The sequence below is a fragment of the Alteromonas sp. 4NH20-0056 genome, assembly GCF_057539655.1.
The window spans coordinates 75,185-98,970 of sequence record NZ_BAAJLS010000010.1 but is presented as its reverse complement, the minus strand read 5'-3'; the positions used below and the strand labels follow the sequence as shown (position 1 = coordinate 98,970).

Here is a 23,786-nt window from a genome sequence, read left to right as displayed (position 1 = left end):
AATTGCTAGTAATTACATGTAGATACAAGAGCTATTTGATTTGGCATACAACTTGATACGTAACAGTAACGAAGTTGTTAAGGGCAGCACTATGTGTAAATTTATCACGCAAGTTTTTTTTGTTTTGTGTTTTACAGTGGGTAATGCGCATGCTGCGCTTGTCGAATTTGGCGATATTTTCCCTAGCCTGCTTGAGGCGCAATCGGCGTTGAATACTGCAGATATGACAGTAGATTCATCTATGCTAACGCTAAAGCATGACCACAATGTTAGTGTATTTTTTATAAGCGAAGGCGCGGGTTATAAAAATAGCTTCGGTTGGTATGATGCATCGACAAACCCAACCAACGTTGATAACCGAATTATGCTTTGGGAAAATGCATCTGGCACAGGTGAGGGGCTTCAAGGCGGTGGAAGCTTAAGTACGGGGGATAGTATAACGCTTGGCAATCTATCTGCCGGAACAACGCTTGGTTTTTTTATTACTGCCAACGGTTTTTTCACTGGAAGCAATGGCACGCATTTTTTCACTGATGAAATTTATAACCCAGACGACATGCAGCATGTAATTGCTGGCGTTTATCCCGAATTTGGTATTGTTGCACTAGGCTTTGAAGACATCTACGGCGGTGGTGATAAAGACTACAACGACTTACTCGTCGCTATCGATTTTGGTGTGCCAAATACTCGTCAATTACTGTCAGCATCTGTGCCTGCTCCAAATACGTTCCTACTGCTTGTCACTTCTTTCGCTATTCTTATATTTGTTCGTTGTCGGCATAGCAACGACGAACGAACCGACTTGCGTGATAGTTTTTAAGGGGGCCGTTGATTCGTATTAGATGAAGCGAGCCAGTATCAAAACGTCGAACAGCAATAGTTCGCACGTTAAATCAAAAAAACAAGCCCGCTAGCAGTTGATTGGGCTGGCTTACATACGCATAATAGCGGCCTAATGAATTAAGGAATTCCACCATGCGCTTGTGCGACCGCGATATTTATCAGTATTTACAAGACGGCAAAATAGCCATCGACCCTAGGCCAGATTATGACCAAATAAGTGGTGTAACGGTAGATATTCGTCTTGGAAACAAATTTCGTGTATTTGAAGATCACCAAGCCCCTTTTATTGATTTAAGCGGCCCTAAAGCGCAGGTACAAGAAGCGCTTGACCACGTTATGAGTGACGAAATTGAACTTGAGGATGGCAAAGCGTTTTTTCTTCATCCGAAAGAATTAGCACTGGCGGTGACGCTTGAGTCGGTTACGTTACCCGATAACATAGTGGGGTGGTTAGACGGTCGTTCTTCGCTTGCTCGACTGGGGCTGATGGTGCACGTAACGGCCCACAGAATCGACCCGGGTTGGTCTGGCAACATCGTGCTTGAGTTTTATAACAGCGGAAAGTTGCCTTTAGCGCTTCGCCCAGGAATGAAGATTGGCGCGATCAGCTTTGAAGTACTCTCTAACCCCGCAGAAAAGCCTTACAACGCCCGCGTTGATGCTAAATACAAAGGCCAGGACGGGGCGATAGCCAGTAGAATTTCCTCAGATGATGAAGATAAATAAAACATAAACGTTTCAATAGGATGATTTACGGCGTTATTACTGATAAAAGTATATAGGTGAACGGACTAACACCATTAAACGCTTAAGGTCATCCATGCCAATTACTCCAAACAGCCCTGCGCCCGAAAGCAATACGCCAGTTAAGAAAAATAGCATTATCGCGGGGGCGTTTATTGCCTCTGTGTTAACGGCGCTTGGGCTGTTTTGGCTTGGGCAGCCTGATGACATTGCCTATACCGCTGCAATTACGCTGTTTGTCGCCACCTTATGGGTAACAGAAGCCCTACCTATTCCCGCTACGTCTATTATCCCTTTTGCGTTATTTCCAATGTTCGGTGTGTTGTCACATAGTGAAGCAGCTTCCTCTTTAGGTAGTCATGTTATTGTTTTACTGATGGCGGCATTCATGTTGTCTAAAGCGCTCGAGCGCGCGAATTTACACAAGCGCTTTGCCATTTATATGTTAAGAGTAACGGGCTCGGGTAGCCCACTGAAAGTTATTTTAGGCTTTATGCTAACCACCGCCGTGCTTAGCATGTGGATAAGCAATACCGCTACCATACTTATGATGTTACCTATGGCTATTGCCATTATAAATGCGCTAGACAACCCGCGTTTTGGCGTAGCCCTTATTTTAGGCATTGCCTATGCCGCCAGTTTAGGTGGGGTAGGTACACCCATTGGTACACCGCCCAATATTATCTTTATGAGTGTTTATGAAGAAACCCAAGGGGTTGAATACAGTTTTATTGAATGGATGAAAACGGGTGTACCTATTGTTATCGTGGCTATTCCGATAATGGCGCTGTGGTTAGCCAGAGGAATAGATAGAGTTGGCGATATTGATTTGCCAGCGCCGGGGGCATGGACAGATGCCGAGAAGCGCGTATTGGCTATTTTTGGCACGGTCGCAATGGCATGGATATTCAGACCATTTTGGACAACATGGATTGGCGTTACCACCATAAGTGACAGCACCATTGCGGTAGCGGGTGTAGTGGCCATGTTCTTGGTTAACAGCGGGAACGACAAGGGCGTTACCGACAAAAAAGGCAATAACGACAAGCTTCTCGATTGGAAAACCGCAAACGATATCCCTTGGGGGATGTTGCTGTTATTTGCCGGTGGCATTTGTATTGCCAAAGCGTTTATGGCGTCTGGCCTTAGTGTGTTAATGGGAACTTGGCTGACAGGCCTCTCAGCATTGCCTATATTGCTATTGGTATTATGTATTTGTTTATTTGTAACGTTTCTTACTGAAATAACCAGTAATACCGCAACGGCAACATTGCTTATGCCCATATTAGCCGCGGCAGCGCTAGCGGTAGGCGTAGACCCTAAATTACTGATGATCCCAGCGGCCATTAGCGCCAGCTGCGCGTTCATGCTTCCTGTGGCTACTGCCCCGAATGCTATCGCATATTCAACCGATAAGTTCGACATTAAAACCATGGCGAGAGAAGGCATTGCATTAAACGTGATAGTGGCATGCGTGGTAACGATAGTGTGCTACGCCACACTTACTTAGTCATGACTATACAAAAACATTGGGGAAGTAGGGCAATGAGCAACAAGGTTAAGCGTAAACTGGTTATCAATTAATCGCTTAACGCTGCTTTTACGTAATATCCGTTGCAATGTGGATAAATTTGAGTAAACTCGTTGGCTCTTTCGGTCGGTGTGTGGCGCAGCTTGGTAGCGCACTGTCATGGGGTGTCAGGGGTCGGAGGTTCAAATCCTCTCACACCGACCAACTTCTCTTCTTGATACTCCCTTACTCGGCCTTAACCATCCAATAAGCAACGCTTCCTCACAATTTAATCTCTATCGGTATATTCAATTTGTGATATAACAATTTAAGAATTTTGTTGTATAAACATTTTAGGAGTACATAAATGGAATTAGAGACACTACTCGATTACGTATTTTCGTATCAAATTATTCTCCTCGTGCTGATTGTTATTGGCCTGAAATCGTCTATTAAATTTGTCCCGCAAAACAGGGCTTTTATTATCGAGCGTTTCGGAAAATACAATACAACCCTAGAAGCGGGTTTGAACTTTATTGTTCCCTTTATTGATACCGTTTCTGCCGATCGCTCGTTGAAAGAGCAGGCGGGTGATGTACCAGAACAATCTGCAATCACGAAAGACAACATTACGTTAAGCGTAGACGGCGTGCTGTATTTCAAAGTGGTAGACCCTTATAAAGCCACCTATGGTGTCGAAGATTATGTTTTCGCTGTAACTCAGTTAGCGCAAACAACCATGCGTTCTGAGTTAGGCAAAATGGAGTTAGACAAAACTTTCGAAGAGCGTGACCTACTAAATACCAATATTGTGTCGGCGCTAAATGAGGCGGCCTCACCTTGGGGCGTGCAGGTGTTACGTTACGAACTAAAAGATATTAACCCGCCAAACTCAGTGTTAGATGCAATGGAACAGCAAATGAAGGCGGAGCGTTTGAAACGAGCGCAAATTCTTGAGTCGGAGGGTGATCGTCAGGCGGCCATTAACCGCGCAGAGGGTGATAAGCAAGCCATTGTATTAGCAGCCGAGGCAGATAGAGAACAGCAGATATTAAAAGCAGACGGTGAAGCGCAAGCCATTATTCGTGTTGCCAAAGCAGACGCAGAAGCGATTGAAACCGTGGGTAAAGCGGCTGCCACGCCAGAAGGCCAAAAAGCGGTTCAGCTAGATTTAGCAAAGAGTGCCATTCTGGCGAAAGAAAAGATTGCGAAAGAGTCTTCAGTGGTGCTGTTACCCGATAGCAGCACTGAGATAGGTAGTGTGGTTGCGCAAGCAATGACCATTGCAAACACTATCGGTAAGAAGGCTTAGCTATGGACAATATGTTAACTAACTTGCCTCATTTTCTTCTTGGTTTAGGGTTGGTCCTGCTTATTCTTGAAGTGGTTATGGGCTTTACTACTATTTTGCTCTTAACGTTAGGCATATCAATGATGCTAACGTCTGGGCTTATGTACTTGGGTATTCTTGATGAGTCTATGCTGTCGGCATTTGTTGTCATAGCTATTATTGATGCTGTGCTAACGCTAATCGTATGGCGACCGCTAAAAATGCTTCAGCAAGACCGCGCGCCAAAGGAAGTAAAGTCAGACTGGATTGGTACCACCTTTGATATAGACACCGCTATTGCACCGGGTGAACCAGGTGCTGCACGCTTTTCAGGTGTGATGTGGACAGTGAAATCAGCCGTTCCCATACCAAAAGGCACAACGGTGGAAGTGTCAAAAGTAGAAGTGGGTATTTTGTATGTTAAACCTGTCGAATAGCTTGGCACTGCATTCTAGCTTCTGATAAAAAGCACCTCATGGTGCTTTTTTATTGCCAGTACTTCTAATCATATCGATTAGTAACGTGACGTTGTTTAATAGCCAGCATCAACGGTATGCGTTGTTGGGCTTAGGGCAAATATTTCTTTAACGTTTGAATCAATGCTTCTTTTTCAATGGGTTTAGTCAGAAATTCATCCATGCCGGCATTCAAACATTCCTTTTTATCTTCTGGAAACGCATTGGCTGTTAAGGCGGCAATCGGCGCCTTAATTTTTAAGTCGTTTCTTAAAATACTCGATGCCGTTAATCCATCCATTATGGGCATATTGCAATCCATCAATATAAAGTCAAAGTTATGTTTCTTGCAGGCATTAACAGCTTGCTCACCGTCCTTAACATGAACAGTCTTGTAACCTTCCATAACAAGCATAGCTTTTACTATTTCGGCATTAATCTCATTGTCTTCTGCCACAAGTACTCGATAAATGTTGTCGGATTGCTTTTCATTAGGCGTATTGTCCGGGGTGCCTAGCTGCTGCAGATCAAGTTCCAAATCATTTCGATTGAGGGGTTTTGTATGCGTTCTCCAGATGAGTGAGTTAACGGGGTCATCGCTCTCTAATTGCTCTAATTCCGCAGAAACTAAAATAACAGGGGGGAAGGGGGTTACATCTCGCTCTTGTAACACCTTGAGTAAATCGACACCACTCATTTCTGGCATGGCTAAATCTAGAATAATAACGTCATAAGCATCGTAATCGGCATTTAAAAAAGCGCTAGCGGAACTGAATGTGGTGGCTGAGTACCCCATACTCGTAACAATGTGAGAAAGATATTCTCGACTTGTTTGGAGGTCGTCAACGACTGCGCAGTTAAGGCTTTTTGATGTGTGCAGATGAGCCGTGGGAAACTCGCTGGGCACCATTGGCATTTCAAAGGTAAACTTACTGCCATGGTTTAAGATTGACGTAACTGAAATATCACCCTGCATAAGCAATGCAAGCTGTTTAGCGATACTCAAACCCAGCCCGGTTCCACCATATAGTCGGGTTGTTGATTGGTCGGCTTGCTCAAATTTCTGGAATACTGCACTAACTTTTTCAGGTGCGATCCCTATGCCCGTATCTTCGACACAAAACGAAATAAAACTTTCATCTTGTTTTTTGAAGGTGTTTACCGTGAGCGTTACCGAGCCTCGTTCGGTAAATTTTATGGCATTACTTAACAAATTATGGAGAACTTGAGATATACGGGTAATGTCACCCAATATAATGGGGGGAAAGTCACGCTCTTTAACGTAATGAAAAGTGATGCTTTTGTTTTGGCAGTAAGTACGCTGCAATGAAACGACGTCGTCAAGAAGTTGATGTAAATCCATTGGGCTGTTTTCGATGCGAATTTTGCCCGCTTCAATCTTTGAAAAGTCTAAAATGTCATTAATTAGTACAAGCAATTGCCGCCCCGCGCTTTTCGCTTTTTTTAGATAATTAGTACTTTTTTCGGGTGAATCTATGGCAAGCTCAATCATCCCAAATAGCCCATTCATTGGGGTGCGTAGTTCATGACTCATGCTGGACAAAAATTCTGACTTAGCTTTGCTAGCTTGTTTCGCTTTAAGGGCTGATGCTTCTGCTTTGTTTTTAGTCGCGATTAGCTTTTTGATAGAGTCTGTAATCTGTCGCTCCATGGGATAAAAAATAAAGATCGCTTCTATGAGTAATAATGCTAATGTTGCTACCCATAGATAGAGTTCTATGTTGGAAACTTTATCGACCCGCTCACGCGCTGATAATTCAAATGCGTCAACGGTATTGTTCAGATGGGCTAAAATCAAAGACGCTTCTTCAATATTAATTCTTCGTTCACTGGGACACTGTTGAGTAACAACGGGCGTTGCACGTTCAATATACTTTTTCACTCGTGAGTCTAGTTGGTCTCTACCAAAGTAGATTTTTGTAACACTGTCGGGAAGGTTGGGGAGTGAGGTTAGCGCTAAGTGGTTTTCAGTAAACTTGTTAAGTGCTTCGCCCAATGCTAACTGGCTATTTCCCGTGGTGTCTTGGCAGCTATGAATTTTTTCTACCAATAATGCAATGCGTTGAGAGAGCATCCGTTGTTGCCCTGCGATATTAATGATGCTCGCGTCAGCACGCTGCTCACTAAAAAGACCCCTCATAACAAACACTGTTGTGGTAACGAGAGAAGCAACTAAAAACAACGCGAGCACATATCGGAGTCGGATGGACATAATTCAGCGATTTTAAATCCGTATTAAAAAAAGATAATATATACTTGGCTTTTACGCAATCTGAAGGGATTAAGTTTATGATCCTTTCGCTCAAGCGCGCCAAACAACGTGAAGTTATGACGTTCGTATTTGTAGTGAATATTGAAAGTACTCCGAAATTGAACTATATTTGTTATTAATTCAGTAGTAGGAACCTCGTAATGACTGCCCTAGAAAGTAAGGTGCTAGCGCAAAATCCAAGTAAAACGGCCCAAGTCGCACTTAAGGTGTTTTTTAACATCATGAATGAGTGGAACGTTAAAAACCAAGATCAAATCACCTTGCTTGGTAAGCCCGGCTCGACAACGTTTTATAATTGGAAAAAAGGCCAGGCATCTAGCCTGTCGGTAGATACAATGGAGCGAATCTCTTACATTATGGGTATTTACAAGGCGTTAGGTATTCTATTTCCAACACGAGAGCAGGCTGATGCGTGGATTAAAAAGCCTAATAGCTACTTTAATAATGAATCGGCGTTAGCCTATATGCTAAAAGGTAGCATAGTGCATTTGAATGACATGCGGAGATACCTTGATGCACAACGAGGTTAATACGTTACTGCCTGACTGGGAAAAGTTGCACCGTTTAGTCCCTAGTCACTTTCCCCCCATCGATTTATTCGAAAACGTAGCGTCGCCAGATGAACTTGAGATTGTTTTTGCCATCGAGTCGATGACGAATGACAGGCTCCGTGATGAAGTAGGTAATTTAGCGCTGGTACCCGCTGAAGAAAGAATTTCAGGCCCAGGCTCGACGTCTATAATGGCGGCATTTACACATATCTCTTTGCCTAGTCGTTTTGCCGATGGCGTTGAATATGGTGTTTACTATGGTGCAAGAGATTTAGATACGGCTTTTGCTGAAACTATCTATCATCGCGAAAAGTTTTTGTCAGCAACGAACGAGCCTGATACTGAAATAACGATGCGCTGCTATATCAATAAAGTGGCGCTGGAACTTCATGATGTTAGGGGCGATGCGTTCGCGCATTTATATGCTGACGATTATACCGCTCCCCAGCAATTTGCGAAGACTATGCGCACGAATGGCAGTAATGGCTTATTGTATAAAAGCGTCCGCGATGAAGGCGGCGAATGTGTTGCTGCATTTAAGCCAAAAGCCGTTACCATCCCCGTTCAAGGTGGGCATTTTAAGTATGTATGGAGTGGTAAAAAGCAGAAGATTGAAAATATACTCGAAGTAAACCTCATCAAATAGGTTTTCATTACGTAAGTAACCATTGCATATAAGGCGCATCAACGTAAGGTTACGTGATGCGCTTAAACAGAGGTTACAGCGTTAAACTTGCCATATCGATAACAAAACGATGGGCCACATCGCCTTGTTTTAAATGCGTAAAAGCATCATTGACTTGTTCAGCTCGAATAACTTTGCATTCAGGGTGGATACCGTGTTCTGCACAAAAATCCAACACTTCTTGGGTTTCTTTTATACCACCAATGAGTGAGCCTGCTACTCTGCGTCTTCCCATCACAAGTGGCGCGGTCATTGGTTCTTCCATTGGCCCAATTTGACCTACAATAACCAAGGTACCGTCTACATCAAGCAGAGGGGTATATTGATCAAGAGAGTGTTTTACCGGCACAGTATCAATAATAAGGTCAAACGATGATGCAGCGGTTTTCATTGCTTTACGATCGGTCGACACTAAAATGCTTTTAGCCCCGCTGTCCATGGCGTCTTTCTCTTTAGAGTTTGAGCGGGAAATCACAATGACTTCTGCACCCATTGCGACGGCGAGTTTGACCGCCATGTGACCCAGTCCACCCATGCCTATTACACCCACACGGCTTCCCGCTTTTACGTTCCACGTTTTCAATGGTGAATAAGTGGTGATACCCGCGCAAAGAATCGGCGCCGCTTTCGATAAATCGAGGGCATCAGGTACAGAAAGTACGAATTCTTCGCGAACGACAATGTGTTTTGCATACCCTCCTTGTGTGGTCTCGCCTGAAATGCGATCGGGTGCACCGTAGGTTGGCGTCATGCCATTACGACAATATTGCTCTTCATGATTATCGCATTGATCACATGATTGGCAGCTATCAACCATGCAGCCAACAGCAACATGGTCGCCAATATTGAAATGGTTTACCTTTGCGCCAATATCGATAACTTTGCCAACAATTTCGTGGCCTGGCACAAGAGGGTATGGCTGCGGGCCCCAATCTCCGTTAACCGTATGAAGGTCTGAATGACAGATTCCACTATAAAGAATTTCAATAGCGACATCATTATCACGCAACTCACGTCGTTCGAAATGGTAAGGCACCATGTGTGCGTCAGTAGAATGTGCCGCATAACCAATTGTTTTCATATGAACCTCAGTACGTTATGGATTGGGATTAGTCTTCAGCATAACGTATTTGCAATGTAATTAGCACATTTGATTAACTTAACGTAAGGCTAATGAGAGAGCGCTGTTTTTAACGATAAACATAGAGATTGTCTGGTGAACCGTTTACAGAGTATTTCTTTCGCGCGAAATACGGCTAAAAAGTGAAACAGAACGTGTTTTTTGTGTCGCTTCGGTAGTAGTTAACCATTCAAATAGATACTATAGAGAAAAATATAAAAACCGTTATTTATGCAACTACACACTTCTTTCATTATCTTTCTTTTTATCAGTCTATATGTGCTTTCATCGGCTGTGTGTGCTAACGACGATATTGATGCTGTCATTGATACGATGCGGTCGCCGTCTTACGACTGTCCTAACGACGAATTATTTCCCGAATTAGAGGCGGTGCTTGCCCGCGACACGTTAACCTCGCAGCAACGCTTTGCGCTAAATGCTGCCAAAGGGCAGTTTCTTATTTGCCAAGGTGACTACGCCAGCGCACTTACCCTGCTAAAAGACATTGTTGAGCAAGATGATATAGATAAAGAGTCTTATGCTTACGTGTCTGCCATTCACCAAATCGGTTTTGTTTACGATGCACAAGAAAACCCTGCTCGCTGCTCATATTATTCAAAAGCACAGACGCTTTCTTCACCAGAGCGCCATAGCGATGTGTTTACAAGCGCATCGCTTGGGTTGATAACCTACTGTTCTGACTCAATGGATGTGGCCGAGCGTTTAGGTAAAATGTTTAGTGTGCTAGAGCGCTATTCTGATATTGGTAGCCCTGGTGAGTTAGCGCATATTCACAACTCAATCGGCTTGTTATACGGCAGTTTAGGGCAACACTCGTTAGCTGCTGAACAGTATCTAAAAGCCCATGAAATGGGGCTTCAAGTGTACGAGGGTAGTAACAAGCTAAGTATTTTAATTAGTGCGATTGTGTCACTACTGGGCAGCGGGCAAACTGATGAAGCCTACAAACGTATTGCTGAATACGGCATGCTTAATAACGAAATTGATACGCCGCTGACGAATTACCTTTATCAGTACGCGCTGTCTTTTTATTATCGTAAAACGCAGGATTATGAAAAGCTTGCGTTGACGTTGCCAGATTTAAAACTGGCGGTAACTTCTATTTCTAGTCGCTTTGGCATGCTTATTTATAAGTGGCATGAGGCTGAAGTATGTTTGCAGAAAAACGATCTAAAATGTGTGCAAAACTATCTGAACAGCATCGAAAATACAGATAACTTCATTCCTGCGAACTTTATTACCAACCTTGATTATTTAAGTTTCAATTTAGCGATGCATTTAGCATTAGGAGATATTGAAAAAGCTCGAGTTGCCAATCAGGTATTCTCCAAAGAAGCAGAGAAAAAGCGAGTTAAACAGCAGGACTCTGCTCGCGTATTAAGTGCAGCAAATCTATACAACCGAATTTATGATTTAGAGTCGGAAATAGAGGCAGCCGAGCAACGCCGCAATAATATGCTGATGGTAATCGCTGTTATTATTCTTATTCTCACCGGGGTTGCGGCGTATGTATTGCGCAAGAAGTTTCTAGCAGCAAAAGCTATCGACCCAGTAACGCAGCTACTTAATGCCCAAACCGCGATAGGGCGTATTGATAGGCTAGCGCCTCCTAAGTCTGAGCGCGCTATCGCTATCGCCATATTCGACATAAGTAATTTGCGCGAGATTACACGCAAATTGGGCTCGACGAAAGCAGACAGTGTACTTCGTCAAATTGCACAAGCACTGCAAAAAACCACTCGCGGGAATGATATTTTAGGGCGTTTCGGTACAGAACAGTTCATTTTATGTTTGCATAACATCGAAGAGCGAAGCGCACGTGTTTTCTTCGAGCGTGTTCAAACGGCGTTAAATAACACGTTTGATGGTAAAGATAATGAGCGCGATATTGCGGTAGAGTCGAAAATGAGTATTTTTATCGCACATGAGAAGATTACTGGCCTCAACGATATTTTAGATGACATGGTCCTCTCTATCGGTATGAATACCCAAAAGCGTTGATGCCGTTACTCTTCAAAAATGCGCAGGCGAGAAGCCTGCGTTTTTGATTTTACCCTAAAGGTAACTGTGCAAATAGCCAAATTGCAGCGTAGGCCCTCTATCGTCGACGAAAGCGTAAATTACTTATTTATCTCATTAAACTCTAATTACCTACTTTTTATCGCTTAAAGTGTTCTTATCACATCAAAACCCCGTATCTTCTGCACAGAATAATAATGTTAGTTGTGGTGTGTTCGGAGACGGGAATGGGTAATAACAATAGTAACGAAGCAACAATTTACAATAAGAAAGCGCCATGGTTAGTTCACCTTGTTGTATCTATTCTTATCCTCATCGTCGCATTTTTTATTGTTACCGCGATGTTTTCGAGTAAACCCGAAGCTAAAAAGTGGGGAAGTGCGCAAGCCGCGCCAACCGTAGCTGTTGATGTGATGGACCTTTCTATTGATAACTATGAAGTATGGATTGGCTCTTACGGCACGGCACAACCGCTGACGCAAACGCAATTGGTTGCCGATGTATCAGGAAGAGTGATCGCGGTATCACCCAACATCCGTGCAGGCGCAACGTTTAAAGAAGGGGATGTGCTGGTTCAACTAGAAGATCGCGATTTTCGAATTGAGGTAGATATCGCCAAATCAGCGGTTGCTGAAGCGAATGTAAATTATCTGCAAGAACTTGCCGAGGCAGACTTTTCAGCGCAGCAGTGGAATAGACAACCGAAAAACGAAGCGGCGAAGTTGCTTGCACTACGCAAACCACAAGTTGCCGCAGCCGAAGCCGCGCTACAAGCGGCCGAAGCACGATTAATGGGGGCACAGCTCAATTTAGAGCGAACAAAGATAAAAGCGCCATTTGATGGCATGGTACTAAGCCAATCAATTGATATTGGGCAAGTAGTTACCCCTTCACAAACCATTGCATCGATATACAGCACAGACGTTGTCGAAGTGCGCTTACCGATTAAAACCGCCGAATTAGAGTACTTTGTTTTAGACCAAAACAGCGCAGGACAGTCATCGAATCCTAGGGTCAAATTATTTGGAGATTTAGGCACCAAAACGTATCAATGGGAAGGCGAAATAGTAAGAACGGAAGGGGCGTTCGACCCCACCACCCGTATGCTTTTCTTAGTAGCACAAGTGAAAAATCCGTTTAGTGCTACCTCTCAAAGACCTGCATTGCGGGTTGGACAGTTTTTGCGAGCTCAAGTGGAAGGGCAGCAGTTAAACAGTGTGTTCGTTATTCCACGCCAGGCTGTGTCGCAAAGCAACCGAGTCAGTGTTGTAGATAACGGCATTCTCCGTAAACGCGCTATTACGCCACTTTGGACAGACAACGATAATGTAATCGTGTCAGCATTGCCTGATAATACAACTCACATGCGTTCAAACTCACTTAAACCAGAAGATAAGTTAATACTTACGCCTACGGCGAATATCCCTGATGGTACTAAAGTAAAAACACTCGAAGACACGTTACCAGAGTCATCTCGCACCACTGCGGTCAATGCAATTATGACAAACGCAGCAGATACCGCCAACAGCACTAACGCATCTAAAGAACAGTAGGAGTTGCCAACATGATTGCATGGTTTGCTAAAAACGATGTTGCCGCAAATATTCTCCTGGCCGTCATTTTAATCTCGGGCTTGTACGTAGTTTCTAACCATATACCTGTCGACTTATTCCCCGAGTTTGAGCAGCGCAGTGTGCGCGTATCAATGTCACTTCCAGGCGCATCGCCGCAAGAGGTGGAAGAAGGAATAACAATCCGCGTAGAAGAGGCGGTACAAGATTTAGAAGGCATACGTGAACTGAACTCGTCAAGCAGCGAGGGAAGTGCCTCTATTACTATAGAAGTAGAGGAAGGGTACGACGTTCGACAAATGCTCGATGACGTAAAAATACGCGTGGATTCTATAAATAATTTTCCTGTCGATGCTGAAAACCTGCTGATTCAAGTGCCGCAATGGCGTCGAGATGCTATTGGTGTGGTGCTTTATGGTGATTACGATCCTATTACGCTTCGCAGGCTGGCCGATACGGTAAGGGATGAGTTAGCGTCAAAACGTGAGATTTCACAAGCGGAGGTTGGCGGAACATTACCGTTTGAAATTTCGATAGAAATTCCTGAGCTAGTGTTAAGAAAATACGACCTTACCTTAGAGCAGGTCGCTACCGTTATTCGCCAAAATGCCACCGATGTGTCGGCGGGTAACTTGAAAACACAAGGCGGCGATATCTTCATTCGAAGCCGAGGCCAGGCTTACAATGCGTTGGAGTACGCCAATATTCCTATCGTAACCACCCAAGACGGCACCATGATTAAATTGGGCGACTTGGGTACGATTATCGATGCGTTTGAAGAAACGCCCCTTAAAACGCGATTTAACGGTATGCCTGCGGTAGAGGTTGAAGTGTTCCGTACCGGCGATGAGAGTATTATTGAGGTAACGCAAGCGGTTAAAGATTACGTTGCATTAAAGCAAGGGCAAATGCCTGAGGGGCTAAATTTAGATTTTTGGAGAGACAGAAGTGAGCCGATAAAAGCGCGCCTTGCAACGCTCTCAACCAGTGCATGGCAAGGCGCTTTATTGGTTATTACCTTGCTAGCATTGTTCTTACGCCCATCGGTAGCCTTTTGGGTATGTTTGGGTATTCCAATGAGCTTCATGGGCGCATTCTTACTGATGCCTGTCTTTGATATTAGTTTGAACTTAATGAGCCTGTTTGCCTTTATATTAGTGCTCGGTATTGTTGTGGACGATGCGATTGTGACAGGCGAAAACGTTTATGCTCATTTGGAACGAGGCGAAAACCCGCTTGATGCCGCCATTAAGGGTACGCAGGAAGTGGCGGTGCCGGTCACGTTTGGTATTCTCACAACTGCTGCTGCATTTCTTCCGCTTGCCTTTCAAACTGGTCGTGGAAGCTGGTATGCCGCCATTCCGTTTGTCATTATTCCCGTGCTGTTGTTTTCCTTAATCGAATCGAAATTTATCCTTCCAGCGCATTTAAAACACGTAAAACCACGCGGCGATAAACCGGCCTCGAAGTTGTCTGAAATTCAAAAGAAAGTAGCAAGGTCGCTAGAGGTACTTATCGAACGGGCTTATCAGCCAGTGTTAGCGCGCGCAATGAAATGGCGATACGCGAGTTGGATATTGATGTTCTCGGTTTTGATTATCATCATAGGCTCTATTGCCAGCGGACAAACTAAGTTTGTGTTTTTCCCACGGGTTCAAAGCGAGGTGGCCACCGCCACGCTGGTTATGCCTGCTGGAACGGCATTTGAAAGTACAGACCGTATTGTAAAAGCCATAACTGGCCATGCTCAGGCGTTAAAAAATGAATACCTCGATGAAGATACCGGTGAGTCGGTAATTCGAAATATTTATTCGGTAAGCGGTGGGAGGAACGCCACCACCGGGCGTGTGCAAATAGACTTAGTTCCTCCAGAAACGCGAACAATTGACGTATCCACGCGTGAGATAGTCAATGAATGGCGCAAACGAGTGGGGCAAATTGCAGGTGCTGAACAATTGAACTACCGTGCTGAAATAGGCGGGTGGGGCGGAGCTCCGGTTGATGTCGAACTGAAGGGGCGAGATACCAACGCCTTGAGCCAGTTAGCAGATAAACTTAAAGCTAAAATGGGCGAGTATGCCGCCGTTTTCGATATTGAGGATTCGCTCTCCGATGGTAAAGAGGAATTACAGTTGGCGCTAAAACCAGAAGCGAGGTTGTTAGGCGTTGATTTAAACACGGTGGCTCGTCAAGTTCGCCAAGCTGTGTTCGGTTTTGAAATTCAACGTATACAGCGCGGGAGAGAGGAGGTACGTGTTATGGTGCGCTACCCACTTGAGGCTCGCCAATCTATTGAAACACTTGAACAAATGATGATCCGCCTTGGCCCCAATCAAGAAGTGCCATTGTGGCAAGTCGCTGATATCTTACCGGGTTTTAGCCCAGACAGTATTTTGCGTGTTGATCGCCAGCGAACGTTGTCTGTAACTGCTGACTTCGACAAGCAAAATGGCGACTTAACCTTAGTGCAAAAAGAGATTGATACTTGGCTATCAGAGCAACTTGGCCAATACCCAGGCGTGACCTTCGAAATGGCCGGGGAAGCGCGCGATCAGCAAGAATCGTCGCAAAGTTTGATGGTTGGGGGAATTGGCCTGGCAATTCTTATTTATATTCTGTTGGCGATACCGTTTAAATCGTATTCGCAACCGCTGATTGTTATGTCGGTTATTCCTTTTGGTCTTGTGGGTGCTGTAATGGGGCATTGGATCATGGGAATGGATTTAACCTTGTTAAGTTTTATGGGGATGTTGGCGTTATCGGGCGTTGTAGTGAACGATTCGTTAGTGTTGGTTGACTATATTAATCAAAAGCGCCTTGAAGGTGTGGCACTGAAAAAAGCGGTTTATGACGCAGGTGGCCGCCGGTTTAGGCCGGTTCTATTAACATCGTTAACTACATTTGCTGGCCTAATGCCGCTGTTGTTCGAAAAGTCTACGCAGGCTCAGTTTTTAATACCCATGGCCGTCAGCCTAGGTTTTGGAATATTATTCGCCACATTAATCACGCTATTTATCGTGCCTATCAATTATTTGATCCTTGAAGACGTTAAGCAATATTTCAGAGGGTATTGGACAGACATTAAAGGCGCGCTTAGCGCTAGGAAGTGATTGGGGATGGGTTAATGAGCAATCCATTAACCCAGCGCCAGCCAAATGCCAACGGCGGCAATGAGTGAGCCCGCGATGCGGTTCATAATACGAACGTTACCACTTTTCAGCAGCACCGAGCGTAATGTTCTTCCGCCAGACGCATAAGTGAGTAAACAACAAAACTCTAGCGTTAAAATGATAGCAATTAAACTTGCGAGTTGGGGCGCTAACGGCTGTTCAGGTAATAAGAATGGCGGAAGTAAAGCTACAAAAAACGCCCAGCCCTTGGGGTTGGCTATCGCGGTAACGAAGCCCTGAGTCATTAACGCTGAACGTGTGGTTTGGTGCTCATTGCCTTCGCTAGCAATAGCCATTTTTCCGCGAGACAACCACATTTGAATGCCTACGTATAACAAGTAAGCACCACCGACATACTTAAGTGCTATAAACACCGAGGGGTAGTTAAGCAGTAGCGTCGCCACACCAATGGACGATAGTGTCGCCACTAGCCCTACGCCAACAAGTTCTCCTATCATCATCCACAGCGCACGTTTTACCCCTATGCTCATGCCTAGCGTCATTGCTAAGGTCATACACATACCAGGGGTGATAGATACAAAGAAAAAGGTGGGAATAAACACAGACAACATGCCCCAACTCATAGCGTAGTTCCTACAATTAATTTTCGAGCGCGAAAATTGCCAGAAAATGGGTGAGTGCGCAAGTGTGTGAGTGTCAGGCATATCAACATTAGTATGTGTTGTCTGATTGTCAGGTTTTTTTACAAGCTGCCCATGAAGCTAATTTAAGTTATTGATTTAAATTGTTTTAATGGTTTGGCGTAATGTTTGCATTGGTTAGCTTGGAATTTCAATGATGTTTAGGTTGTGTAAATTAAATGAGCAGTAAAATCAAAAGTATTATCCTTGGTCTCGCCCTCGCAGCGTCTGCTTTCTCAGCGCAGGCAAGTCTTATTTCAACCACGCTTGGGCTTGATAGCTTCATCACTACCGCAAGAAATGGCGACGCTCCTGCCTCGGCCGCAAATTTTTCGAGTTCTGGCGGTACAGACTTTTTCGTTCGTGGGCGAAGAGGCGGTGCTAGTAACAACAACCCTCAGCTTGAGACTCAGTTGTTTTTCATGTTCGATTTAAGCTCTATTGCTTCTTATCTGGAACTTGGCAGTGCCACATTGTACTTAAATCAAAATAATCGCTTGAACTCTGTTAATGCTAACGCAGACTTGTTTTTGAGTACGGTAACACAGAGTTGGGACGAAAGTGCAAATGCCCCAGTATTCAATACAACAGGCACAAAAGATGAGTTTAAGTTTGGCACCAACGGTCCGAGCGGTTCGGCAGCTTACAGTCAAGCGTTTGAAATTGATTTAACGGCGTTAGTTCAAGCATGGTTAAGTGGCGCTCAAGATAACTTGGGTTTGCGTATGAGAATAGAAGACGATTTTGTTGCAGCTTCATTTTCTCTAGACGGCCAAAGCGCACCTCGTTTAGTGATAAATCAAGTACCTGAGCCTTCGTCACTAGCAGTGCTTGCGTTAGGGTTGATAGGTTTAGGCGCACGTCGTTTCATCAAAAAATAGTATAAGCTGTTCAAAGTTATACTGAAAAGCGCCTCTATTATGAGGTGCTTTTTTTTACCTTTCTTTACCTATGTAAGTTGACAGCCGACCCCTTACGTTTTCGAAAAACAGGCATACATCACGAAAATTTACAGCGGTAATTCATTCACTGCTATACATTAACGCTCTCAATATTCTCTCATGCATTATACTGTCTATACAGCGCACACTCGCTGGCGTGTTTTATTTTTACATCACGACTAACTTTTTAGGGTGCGAAGGATTTACGCCACTGTCTGAATACTGGTAGGGTAGGAGTGAAGATGTTGGGCTATCCGCCTTATAAAACAAAAAAAGAGAGAAGTGTCTATGAACATTCGCAGTAAGTTAATTACCGCCTTTTTGGTTGCAGTTACGATACCCATTATCGTGTTGGTGGTAACCACAGCGGTTCAAACGTTCAACCAGTCAAGACACTATTTCATTAATAGCGCCACGCAAGAGATAAACCAAATTGATAATGCTTTTGAGCTGTTTTTCGAAGGCATGAAAGAGCACGTGCGCTATATGGCAGATGACAAGCGTCTTACAGCTGCGGGTGATGTGTCAATTACCAGTTACGTAGGCAGAGAAGCCGATATGACACCGTCGCAGAACGGTGCTGTTGAACGTGCTATTTTTGAATTTCACGGTCAGTTTCGTGAAAAGCACCCTAATTTGTTAAACGTTTATATGGGAACGGAAACCGGTGGGTTTATTCAGTATCCTGCCGAGCCAATGACGAACTACGACCCCCGTAAGCGCCCATGGTACATCCAAGCGAAAGAAGCCAAGGGTAATGCGATAATCACTTCACCGTATCAAGGTATATCTGGCGGGCCAATGATTTCTATTGCTGTCACAATCGCTGGCGCAAGTGGCAGTGTAGTCGGTGTTCAATCTATTGACGTTACGCTAGATACCTTAACTAAGTTAGTCAATAACGTGAAGTTGGGTGAAAGTGGCTATGTGATTTTGGTCGATCAAAATGGCGTAGTGTTAGCCGACCCGCGAAATAAGAGTAATAATTTTAAGAATATCAGCGAGCTACGTGGTGACCCGCTTTATAGCGCATTAAGCACTGAGCGAGAAACAAACTTCACGGTGGATGGAGACGACGGCGAATTGACCATAACACGCTACCGCTCACCCGCGTTAAATTGGCAGTTCGTTGGCGTTATCGAAAGCGCCGATATTGAAGCTCCTGCATGGAACATTGTCACAACAATGATGGTTGTGTTAGTGGTTATGTTGGTGCTTTGTAGTGTGTTGGGGGTGCTATTAGCGAATCGCATTGTTGCGCCCATTATTAGCATTAGTCGTAGTTTAAAAGGTATTGCTGATGGCCGTGGTGATTTAACGCAGCGGTTAGAAGTACGCGGCCATGATGAAATTAGCGAGCTGGCCAATTATTTCAATGCGTTCATGGACTCCATTGGCGACCTCATCACAAGAATTAAATCGCAAGCAGAAACCCTTTATCAATCGTCTAACGAATTCAGTGCCATGGCAACATCGTTAAAGCAAGCCAGTGAAAAGCAAGAAAACTCGATAGAACACGCTGCTACGGCGACTAATGAGATGGCCGCAGCGGCGCAAGAGGTCGCGCAAAATTGTGTGTCGACACAAGATGCCACCGAGCAAACCGATAAAGCAAGTCACAGCGGTCGCACCATTATTCAAGACACGGTAACGCAGGTTGACCAACTCATGCAGCTTACCCGTGACTCGTCGGTGGCAACCAAAGAGCTTGAAAGTGAAAGCGGAAATATCAACCAAATATTGAGTGTCATTAGAAGCATTGCAGAACAAACTAACCTACTTGCGCTAAATGCTGCTATTGAATCAGCGAGAGCAGGCGAGCAAGGGCGCGGCTTTGCTGTAGTAGCCGATGAGGTTAGAACCTTAGCCCAACGTTCTCACGGTGCCACGGAAGAAATAGAAGGGATGTTATCGAAGTTAATTGACCGCACGCGGTTTGTTTCTGGAAAAATGGATACCAGTTTGCAGCAGTCTGAACGCGCGACTGAACAGTCTAATCAAGCCAGCAAAACGTTTGAAGATATTAGCGCACTAGTGCAGCAGATAATGAACCAAATTACGCAAATTGCGACGGCAGCTGAACAGCAGTATCAAGTATCAGAAGAGATCAGTAGAAACATTGTTGGCATGCAATCGTCCACAACCGATATTGGGCATGCGTCGAGAGGGCTTTCTGATAATGCCGACAGCTTACTTGTGCTCTCACGAAACCTAAATGAGTTAGTCGGGCAATTTAAACTGTAATAAGCGGTAGGTTGATGTTGTTATTATCTTTGTAATAACAACATCAATGTTAAATGCGCCGTGTACATACATATCTATAAGAATAAACAATCTATCAACCGTTCCTATTTGTTGCATCCCAAACGGGCTGTGTTTACTCTATTTTAACAATTAAAATAAACACAACGCGTAGAAGGAATGCATATGAATTTCGCTGAATTTGCGGCATCACGAAAAAGTGTAAGAGGGTTTACTAAGCAACCCGTATCAAAAGAAACAGTTGATGCCATCATTAATGCCGCAAAGTGGGCGCCCTCGTCTTACAATACGCAAACATGGAAAATTCACGCCGTAACGGGCGATGTGCTAGATAACATTCGACAAGGGAATACCGAGAATACGCTAGCAGGCAAGCCTCACGTACGAGACTTTCCTTACAAAGAAGACTATGAAGGTATTCATCGCCAGCGCCAAATCGACGTTGCTGTTCAGTTGTTCGATGTCATGGGCATTACTCGAGAAGATAAAGAGAAGCGTATGGACTGGATGATGCGCGGTTTTCGCCAGTTCGATGCGCCGGTATCGTTGGTTTTAACTTACGACAAATCGTTAGAGCCTGCAGGGATCACCCAGTTCGGTTTAGGATCATTGGCTTACGGTATTGTACTCGCCGCATGGGATTTAGGGTTAGGTTGCGTTATTAATGGCCAAGGAATTATGCAGTCTGAAGTGGTGCATAAATACGCCAATATTCCCGATGACGAAGCCATTATGATATGTATTGCCCTTGGTTATCCCGATCACGACTTTCCTGCTAACGATGTGCGTTCGACCCGTGCAGACAATGACGAGTTTGTAACGTACCACGGGTTCTAATTTGTGCGACAGAAGAGGGTGTGTATACCTACCTACGCAGAATACACACCTTTTTATTGCACAAAATATGATAGGCTATCGGCTACTATTGCGTTAGTTTAAGGCTGCTATGTTCCGCTATTCTCCGTGCGTTTTATTGATTTGTACCCTTTCTATTTTCTTTCCTGCCCATGCAAAATGGTTTTGGGGTGAGGAAAGCATTATGGGCACCAATATCGAAGTGCAAGTGTGGGCAGAGACTAACGAGCAGGGCAACAAGGCGCTGTCACTTGTGTTCGATGAAATGGAACGAGTTAACCAGCTCATGAGCCCTTACATTGAAACCAGCGCTTTAGCGCGTGTTAATCGCGATGCTAGCGCAGCGCCCGTTGTGGTAGATGCTGTTACCTATCAGGTAATAAAGCAGGCCATCGAAGTCAGTGAGCTCACCAATGGCGCGTTTGACATTACGTTTGCAAGCGTTGGCTTTATGTATGATTACCGAGCCAGCACAAAGCCCAGTGAGAAGGTTATCAATGAACACCTTGCGGCAATTAACTATCAGCACGTGCAATTAGACGACGAATCTCAATCAATCTTTTTCTCACACCCTAACGTTAAAATTGATCTCGGCGGTATTGCCAAAGGCTATGCGGTTGATGCATCTATTGATGCGCTAAAAAAAGCGGGTATAGCGCATGCGCTGGTTACCGCTGGTGGCGACACAAGATTACTCGGTGATAGACGCGGGAGGCCATGGGTTGTTGGTATTCGCGACCCCAGAAATGAAGAGAAACAAGCGGTTAAGCTGCCGCTGGAAAACACCGCCATTTCAACTTCAGGCGATTATGAACGCTTTTTTGAAGCAGACGGCAAACGCTACCACCACATACTGTCACCTAAAACCGGTAAGTCTGTGTATGAAGTTCAGTCGGTATCGATAATAGGGCCTATCAGCACCATGAACGATGCGTTATCTACATCGGTATTTGTTTTAGGTGTCGTTGATGGAATGAATCTCATTAATCGCTTACCCGATTACGAGGCAATTATTTTGGATAACCAGCGTAAACTTCATTTTTCAAAAGGCTTAACGCAATAATTAACGTAAAAAAGAGCCAGCTTCCTCAGCCGTAATGTAGCAGATTACAGAAGAAGCAGGCTCGTGAAAGATGTTGCGCGGCGCCTACATTGTGCCGCTTACAATCGGTTCAAAAGCAGTCAGGCTGTCCATCAGCGTCGTATTACCCAATCCATTGCTTGGGAATAGTTGTGAAAACTGGCCTTGCTCTCCGTGAAGGGCCAAATAATTAAGAATAATGGTTTCAACCAAAAGGTTGACGTTGTTAGCGGCAGGGGTCGATGCCGTTTCTACTGCACCATCACTACGCATAAAGCCCAACTGTTGGTGGCGAGCTTGAATATCTGGGGTGGCGCCAATCAATTGTGGTGCGCCGCCTGGGTTGTATACTAAGAAAAACGATGCAGACGTTGACGAATTATCACCGGTCCATACGCCTTTTCCACGTCCATTTTCAGAATCGTCTACCATACCGTTACTGAATACCGACCCATCGCTACACACATACATCATGACCGGCACGCCTAATCGTGCTGCGTATTCTAATACTGCACCCATGCAGCGGCCTGCGCGACGGTCGCGCACTTCGCCGGTGGCTCGACTGCCATCGTGATAATCATAGCCTCCCATGGTAATAGTACCCGCGCCAGCGAACCCATTCATAACCAGTTTCATGACAGATGCCGTTTTACGAAACTCTCCGTCACTGCCGAACTCCTCGTCGCTAAAAATACCGCTTGCTCCAACAATGAGTGGGTCAAGGGCAGGGTCGAGCGTACTTGGATCGCCAAATCGGTCGGTTATGTCTGCACTTTTTACGTACCCACAGCGCACCATATCTTTAACCACATCGTCGGTGGTTATTTGCGTATTAACACGGTTTAGCTTCATATCGCTAATACGTTGGATAGACTCCATTACGGCAACCGAGTCTTGCTGACTTAACAGGCCTACCAAGTCACCAGTATCAACCAGACCGGTAACGTCTGAAGGTCTATCAATTTTGGTCGGCCGTATTCCGGTGTCAATCATCGCAGCAGGAGCCATCGAATTCCCCCCAGAATCACTATTACGTGAGCCTATAAGGGTAAGCAGCGAGCCATCTGCTCCTGCGCGATTTATGCCGTACATAGGATTGTGAGGGTTGTTGCCCGTATCATTTTCTGAGCGGGCGGGAATAACGGCCCCGTTGATGTTAGCGCGATTAGTGACGCTTACTTTATCTAAAATGCCGTTTAAAAACGCGCTATCGCTGTGAAAGGCTAGCCCTAATTCGTTATTTACAAAATCAGACAAACCGGTGTTGGGGTTGGCAATGCTTGGCACCATATCGCCGGGTAAGCCTTGGCGGCTATATCCGGCGGTACTGAGAAAGTCTAGCTGACCGCCGCGACCACCTACCAGCACATTAGACCCCGCAATATTGGCACCGCCAGCAAGATCAAACACAATGAATGGAATTTTCCCCGCGCCTTGCGATGCAATGCCGCACGTTGCTTTAAGGGCTTCTAAATCAGGAGACAGGGTTGCGTGCGCGTGGTTTGGGTTTGCAAACATACTTAAAATAGAGCCGCCTGTTACCGCAGCCGCGCCGGTACAAAACCCTTGTGCAATGAATTCTCTGCGCGTCATAGGGCGGCTGTGATCTAAGTGATACAAAGGGGCGTCAGCATTTGGCGCTCCGGTAGGACGCTTTTTGAAAAAATGAGAAGTTAGTTTTGCCATGGTTTGTT

At 44.9% G+C, this 23,786-nt stretch carries 18 protein-coding genes and 1 tRNA gene; 15 read left to right on the top strand and 4 right to left on the bottom strand.

Annotated features, from left to right (window positions below):
- The first annotated feature begins 91 nt into the window (after positions 1–91).
- From AC27EZ_RS15460 to AC27EZ_RS15435, 6 genes are all read left to right on the top strand, one after another.
- Positions 92–820 (top strand): DUF4114 domain-containing protein, encoded by a 729-nt coding sequence (locus tag AC27EZ_RS15460; RefSeq protein WP_487136177.1) that lies wholly within the window; start codon positions 92–94, stop codon positions 818–820.
- A 155-nt stretch (positions 821–975) separates the two neighbouring features.
- Positions 976–1,569, top strand: a complete 594-nt coding sequence (gene dcd, locus AC27EZ_RS15455) for a dCTP deaminase (protein WP_421131760.1) — start codon at positions 976–978, stop codon at positions 1,567–1,569.
- Between the two features lie 94 nt (positions 1,570–1,663).
- Positions 1,664–3,097, top strand: a complete 1,434-nt coding sequence (locus AC27EZ_RS15450) for an SLC13 family permease (protein WP_487136176.1) — start codon at positions 1,664–1,666, stop codon at positions 3,095–3,097.
- A 148-nt stretch (positions 3,098–3,245) separates the two neighbouring features.
- Positions 3,246–3,322, top strand: a tRNA-Pro gene (locus AC27EZ_RS15445).
- A gap of 142 nt (positions 3,323–3,464) precedes the next feature.
- Complete coding sequence (locus tag AC27EZ_RS15440) at positions 3,465–4,409, top strand: SPFH domain-containing protein (RefSeq protein ID WP_487136175.1); 945 nt, start codon at positions 3,465–3,467, stop codon at positions 4,407–4,409.
- Between the two features lie 2 nt (positions 4,410–4,411).
- On the top strand, positions 4,412–4,864 hold the full coding sequence (locus tag AC27EZ_RS15435) for an NfeD family protein (RefSeq protein ID WP_487136174.1): 453 nt from the start codon (positions 4,412–4,414) through the stop codon (positions 4,862–4,864).
- Positions 4,865–4,994: 130 nt separating this feature from the next.
- Here AC27EZ_RS15435 and AC27EZ_RS15430 read toward each other — a convergent pair whose 3' ends face one another.
- Entirely contained in the window at positions 4,995–7,115 is a 2,121-nt protein-coding gene (locus AC27EZ_RS15430) for a response regulator (protein ID WP_487136173.1), read from the bottom strand.
- 200 nt (positions 7,116–7,315) lie between these two features.
- Between AC27EZ_RS15430 and AC27EZ_RS15425 the strand changes: the two genes are divergently transcribed.
- Both AC27EZ_RS15425 and AC27EZ_RS15420 read left to right on the top strand, forming a co-directional pair.
- On the top strand, positions 7,316–7,705 hold the full coding sequence (locus AC27EZ_RS15425; RefSeq protein ID WP_487136172.1) for an MbcA/ParS/Xre antitoxin family protein: 390 nt from the start codon (positions 7,316–7,318) through the stop codon (positions 7,703–7,705).
- Positions 7,689–8,372 carry an RES family NAD+ phosphorylase gene (locus tag AC27EZ_RS15420; RefSeq protein ID WP_487136171.1) on the top strand — a complete coding sequence of 228 codons (684 nt, stop codon included), beginning with the start codon at positions 7,689–7,691 and terminating at the stop codon, positions 8,370–8,372. Before AC27EZ_RS15425 ends, AC27EZ_RS15420 begins: the two co-directional genes overlap by 17 nt.
- Before the next feature lie 73 nt (positions 8,373–8,445).
- Here the strand turns inward: AC27EZ_RS15420 and AC27EZ_RS15415 are convergent, their stop codons facing one another.
- Positions 8,446–9,492: an NAD(P)-dependent alcohol dehydrogenase gene (locus tag AC27EZ_RS15415; protein ID WP_487136170.1), complete on the bottom strand. Its 1,047-nt coding sequence runs from the start codon at positions 9,490–9,492 to the stop codon at positions 8,446–8,448.
- A gap of 270 nt (positions 9,493–9,762) precedes the next feature.
- Between AC27EZ_RS15415 and AC27EZ_RS15410 the strand changes: the two genes are divergently transcribed.
- From AC27EZ_RS15410 to AC27EZ_RS15400, 3 genes are all read left to right on the top strand, one after another.
- On the top strand, positions 9,763–11,553 hold the full coding sequence (locus AC27EZ_RS15410; RefSeq protein ID WP_487136169.1) for a diguanylate cyclase domain-containing protein: 1,791 nt from the start codon (positions 9,763–9,765) through the stop codon (positions 11,551–11,553).
- 245 nt (positions 11,554–11,798) lie between these two features.
- Positions 11,799–13,124, top strand: coding sequence for an efflux RND transporter periplasmic adaptor subunit (locus AC27EZ_RS15405; protein ID WP_487136168.1), 1,326 nt, complete (start codon positions 11,799–11,801; stop codon positions 13,122–13,124).
- Positions 13,125–13,135: 11 nt separating this feature from the next.
- Complete coding sequence (locus AC27EZ_RS15400; RefSeq protein WP_487136167.1) at positions 13,136–16,252, top strand: efflux RND transporter permease subunit; 3,117 nt, start codon at positions 13,136–13,138, stop codon at positions 16,250–16,252.
- Between the two features lie 26 nt (positions 16,253–16,278).
- Here AC27EZ_RS15400 and AC27EZ_RS15395 read toward each other — a convergent pair whose 3' ends face one another.
- Positions 16,279–16,896 (bottom strand): LysE family translocator, encoded by a 618-nt coding sequence (locus AC27EZ_RS15395; protein WP_487136166.1) that lies wholly within the window; start codon positions 16,894–16,896, stop codon positions 16,279–16,281.
- 236 nt (positions 16,897–17,132) lie between these two features.
- On the opposite strand from AC27EZ_RS15395, the gene AC27EZ_RS15390 reads away from it, so the two are divergent.
- From AC27EZ_RS15390 to AC27EZ_RS15375, 4 genes are all read left to right on the top strand, one after another.
- A complete protein-coding gene (locus AC27EZ_RS15390; protein WP_487136165.1) occupies positions 17,133–17,834 on the top strand; it encodes a DNRLRE domain-containing protein in 702 nt (233 codons plus the stop codon).
- Between the two features lie 348 nt (positions 17,835–18,182).
- Positions 18,183–20,138, top strand: coding sequence for a methyl-accepting chemotaxis protein (locus AC27EZ_RS15385; RefSeq protein WP_487136164.1), 1,956 nt, complete (start codon positions 18,183–18,185; stop codon positions 20,136–20,138).
- A gap of 183 nt (positions 20,139–20,321) precedes the next feature.
- On the top strand, positions 20,322–20,993 hold the full coding sequence (locus AC27EZ_RS15380; RefSeq protein WP_487136163.1) for a nitroreductase: 672 nt from the start codon (positions 20,322–20,324) through the stop codon (positions 20,991–20,993).
- A 202-nt stretch (positions 20,994–21,195) separates the two neighbouring features.
- A complete protein-coding gene (locus tag AC27EZ_RS15375; protein WP_487136162.1) occupies positions 21,196–22,074 on the top strand; it encodes an FAD:protein FMN transferase in 879 nt (292 codons plus the stop codon).
- 84 nt (positions 22,075–22,158) lie between these two features.
- On the opposite strand, the gene AC27EZ_RS15370 is transcribed toward AC27EZ_RS15375, so the two are convergent.
- Positions 22,159–23,778 (bottom strand): hypothetical protein, encoded by a 1,620-nt coding sequence (locus AC27EZ_RS15370; RefSeq protein ID WP_487136161.1) that lies wholly within the window; start codon positions 23,776–23,778, stop codon positions 22,159–22,161.
- Between the last annotated feature and the right edge of the window lie 8 nt (positions 23,779–23,786).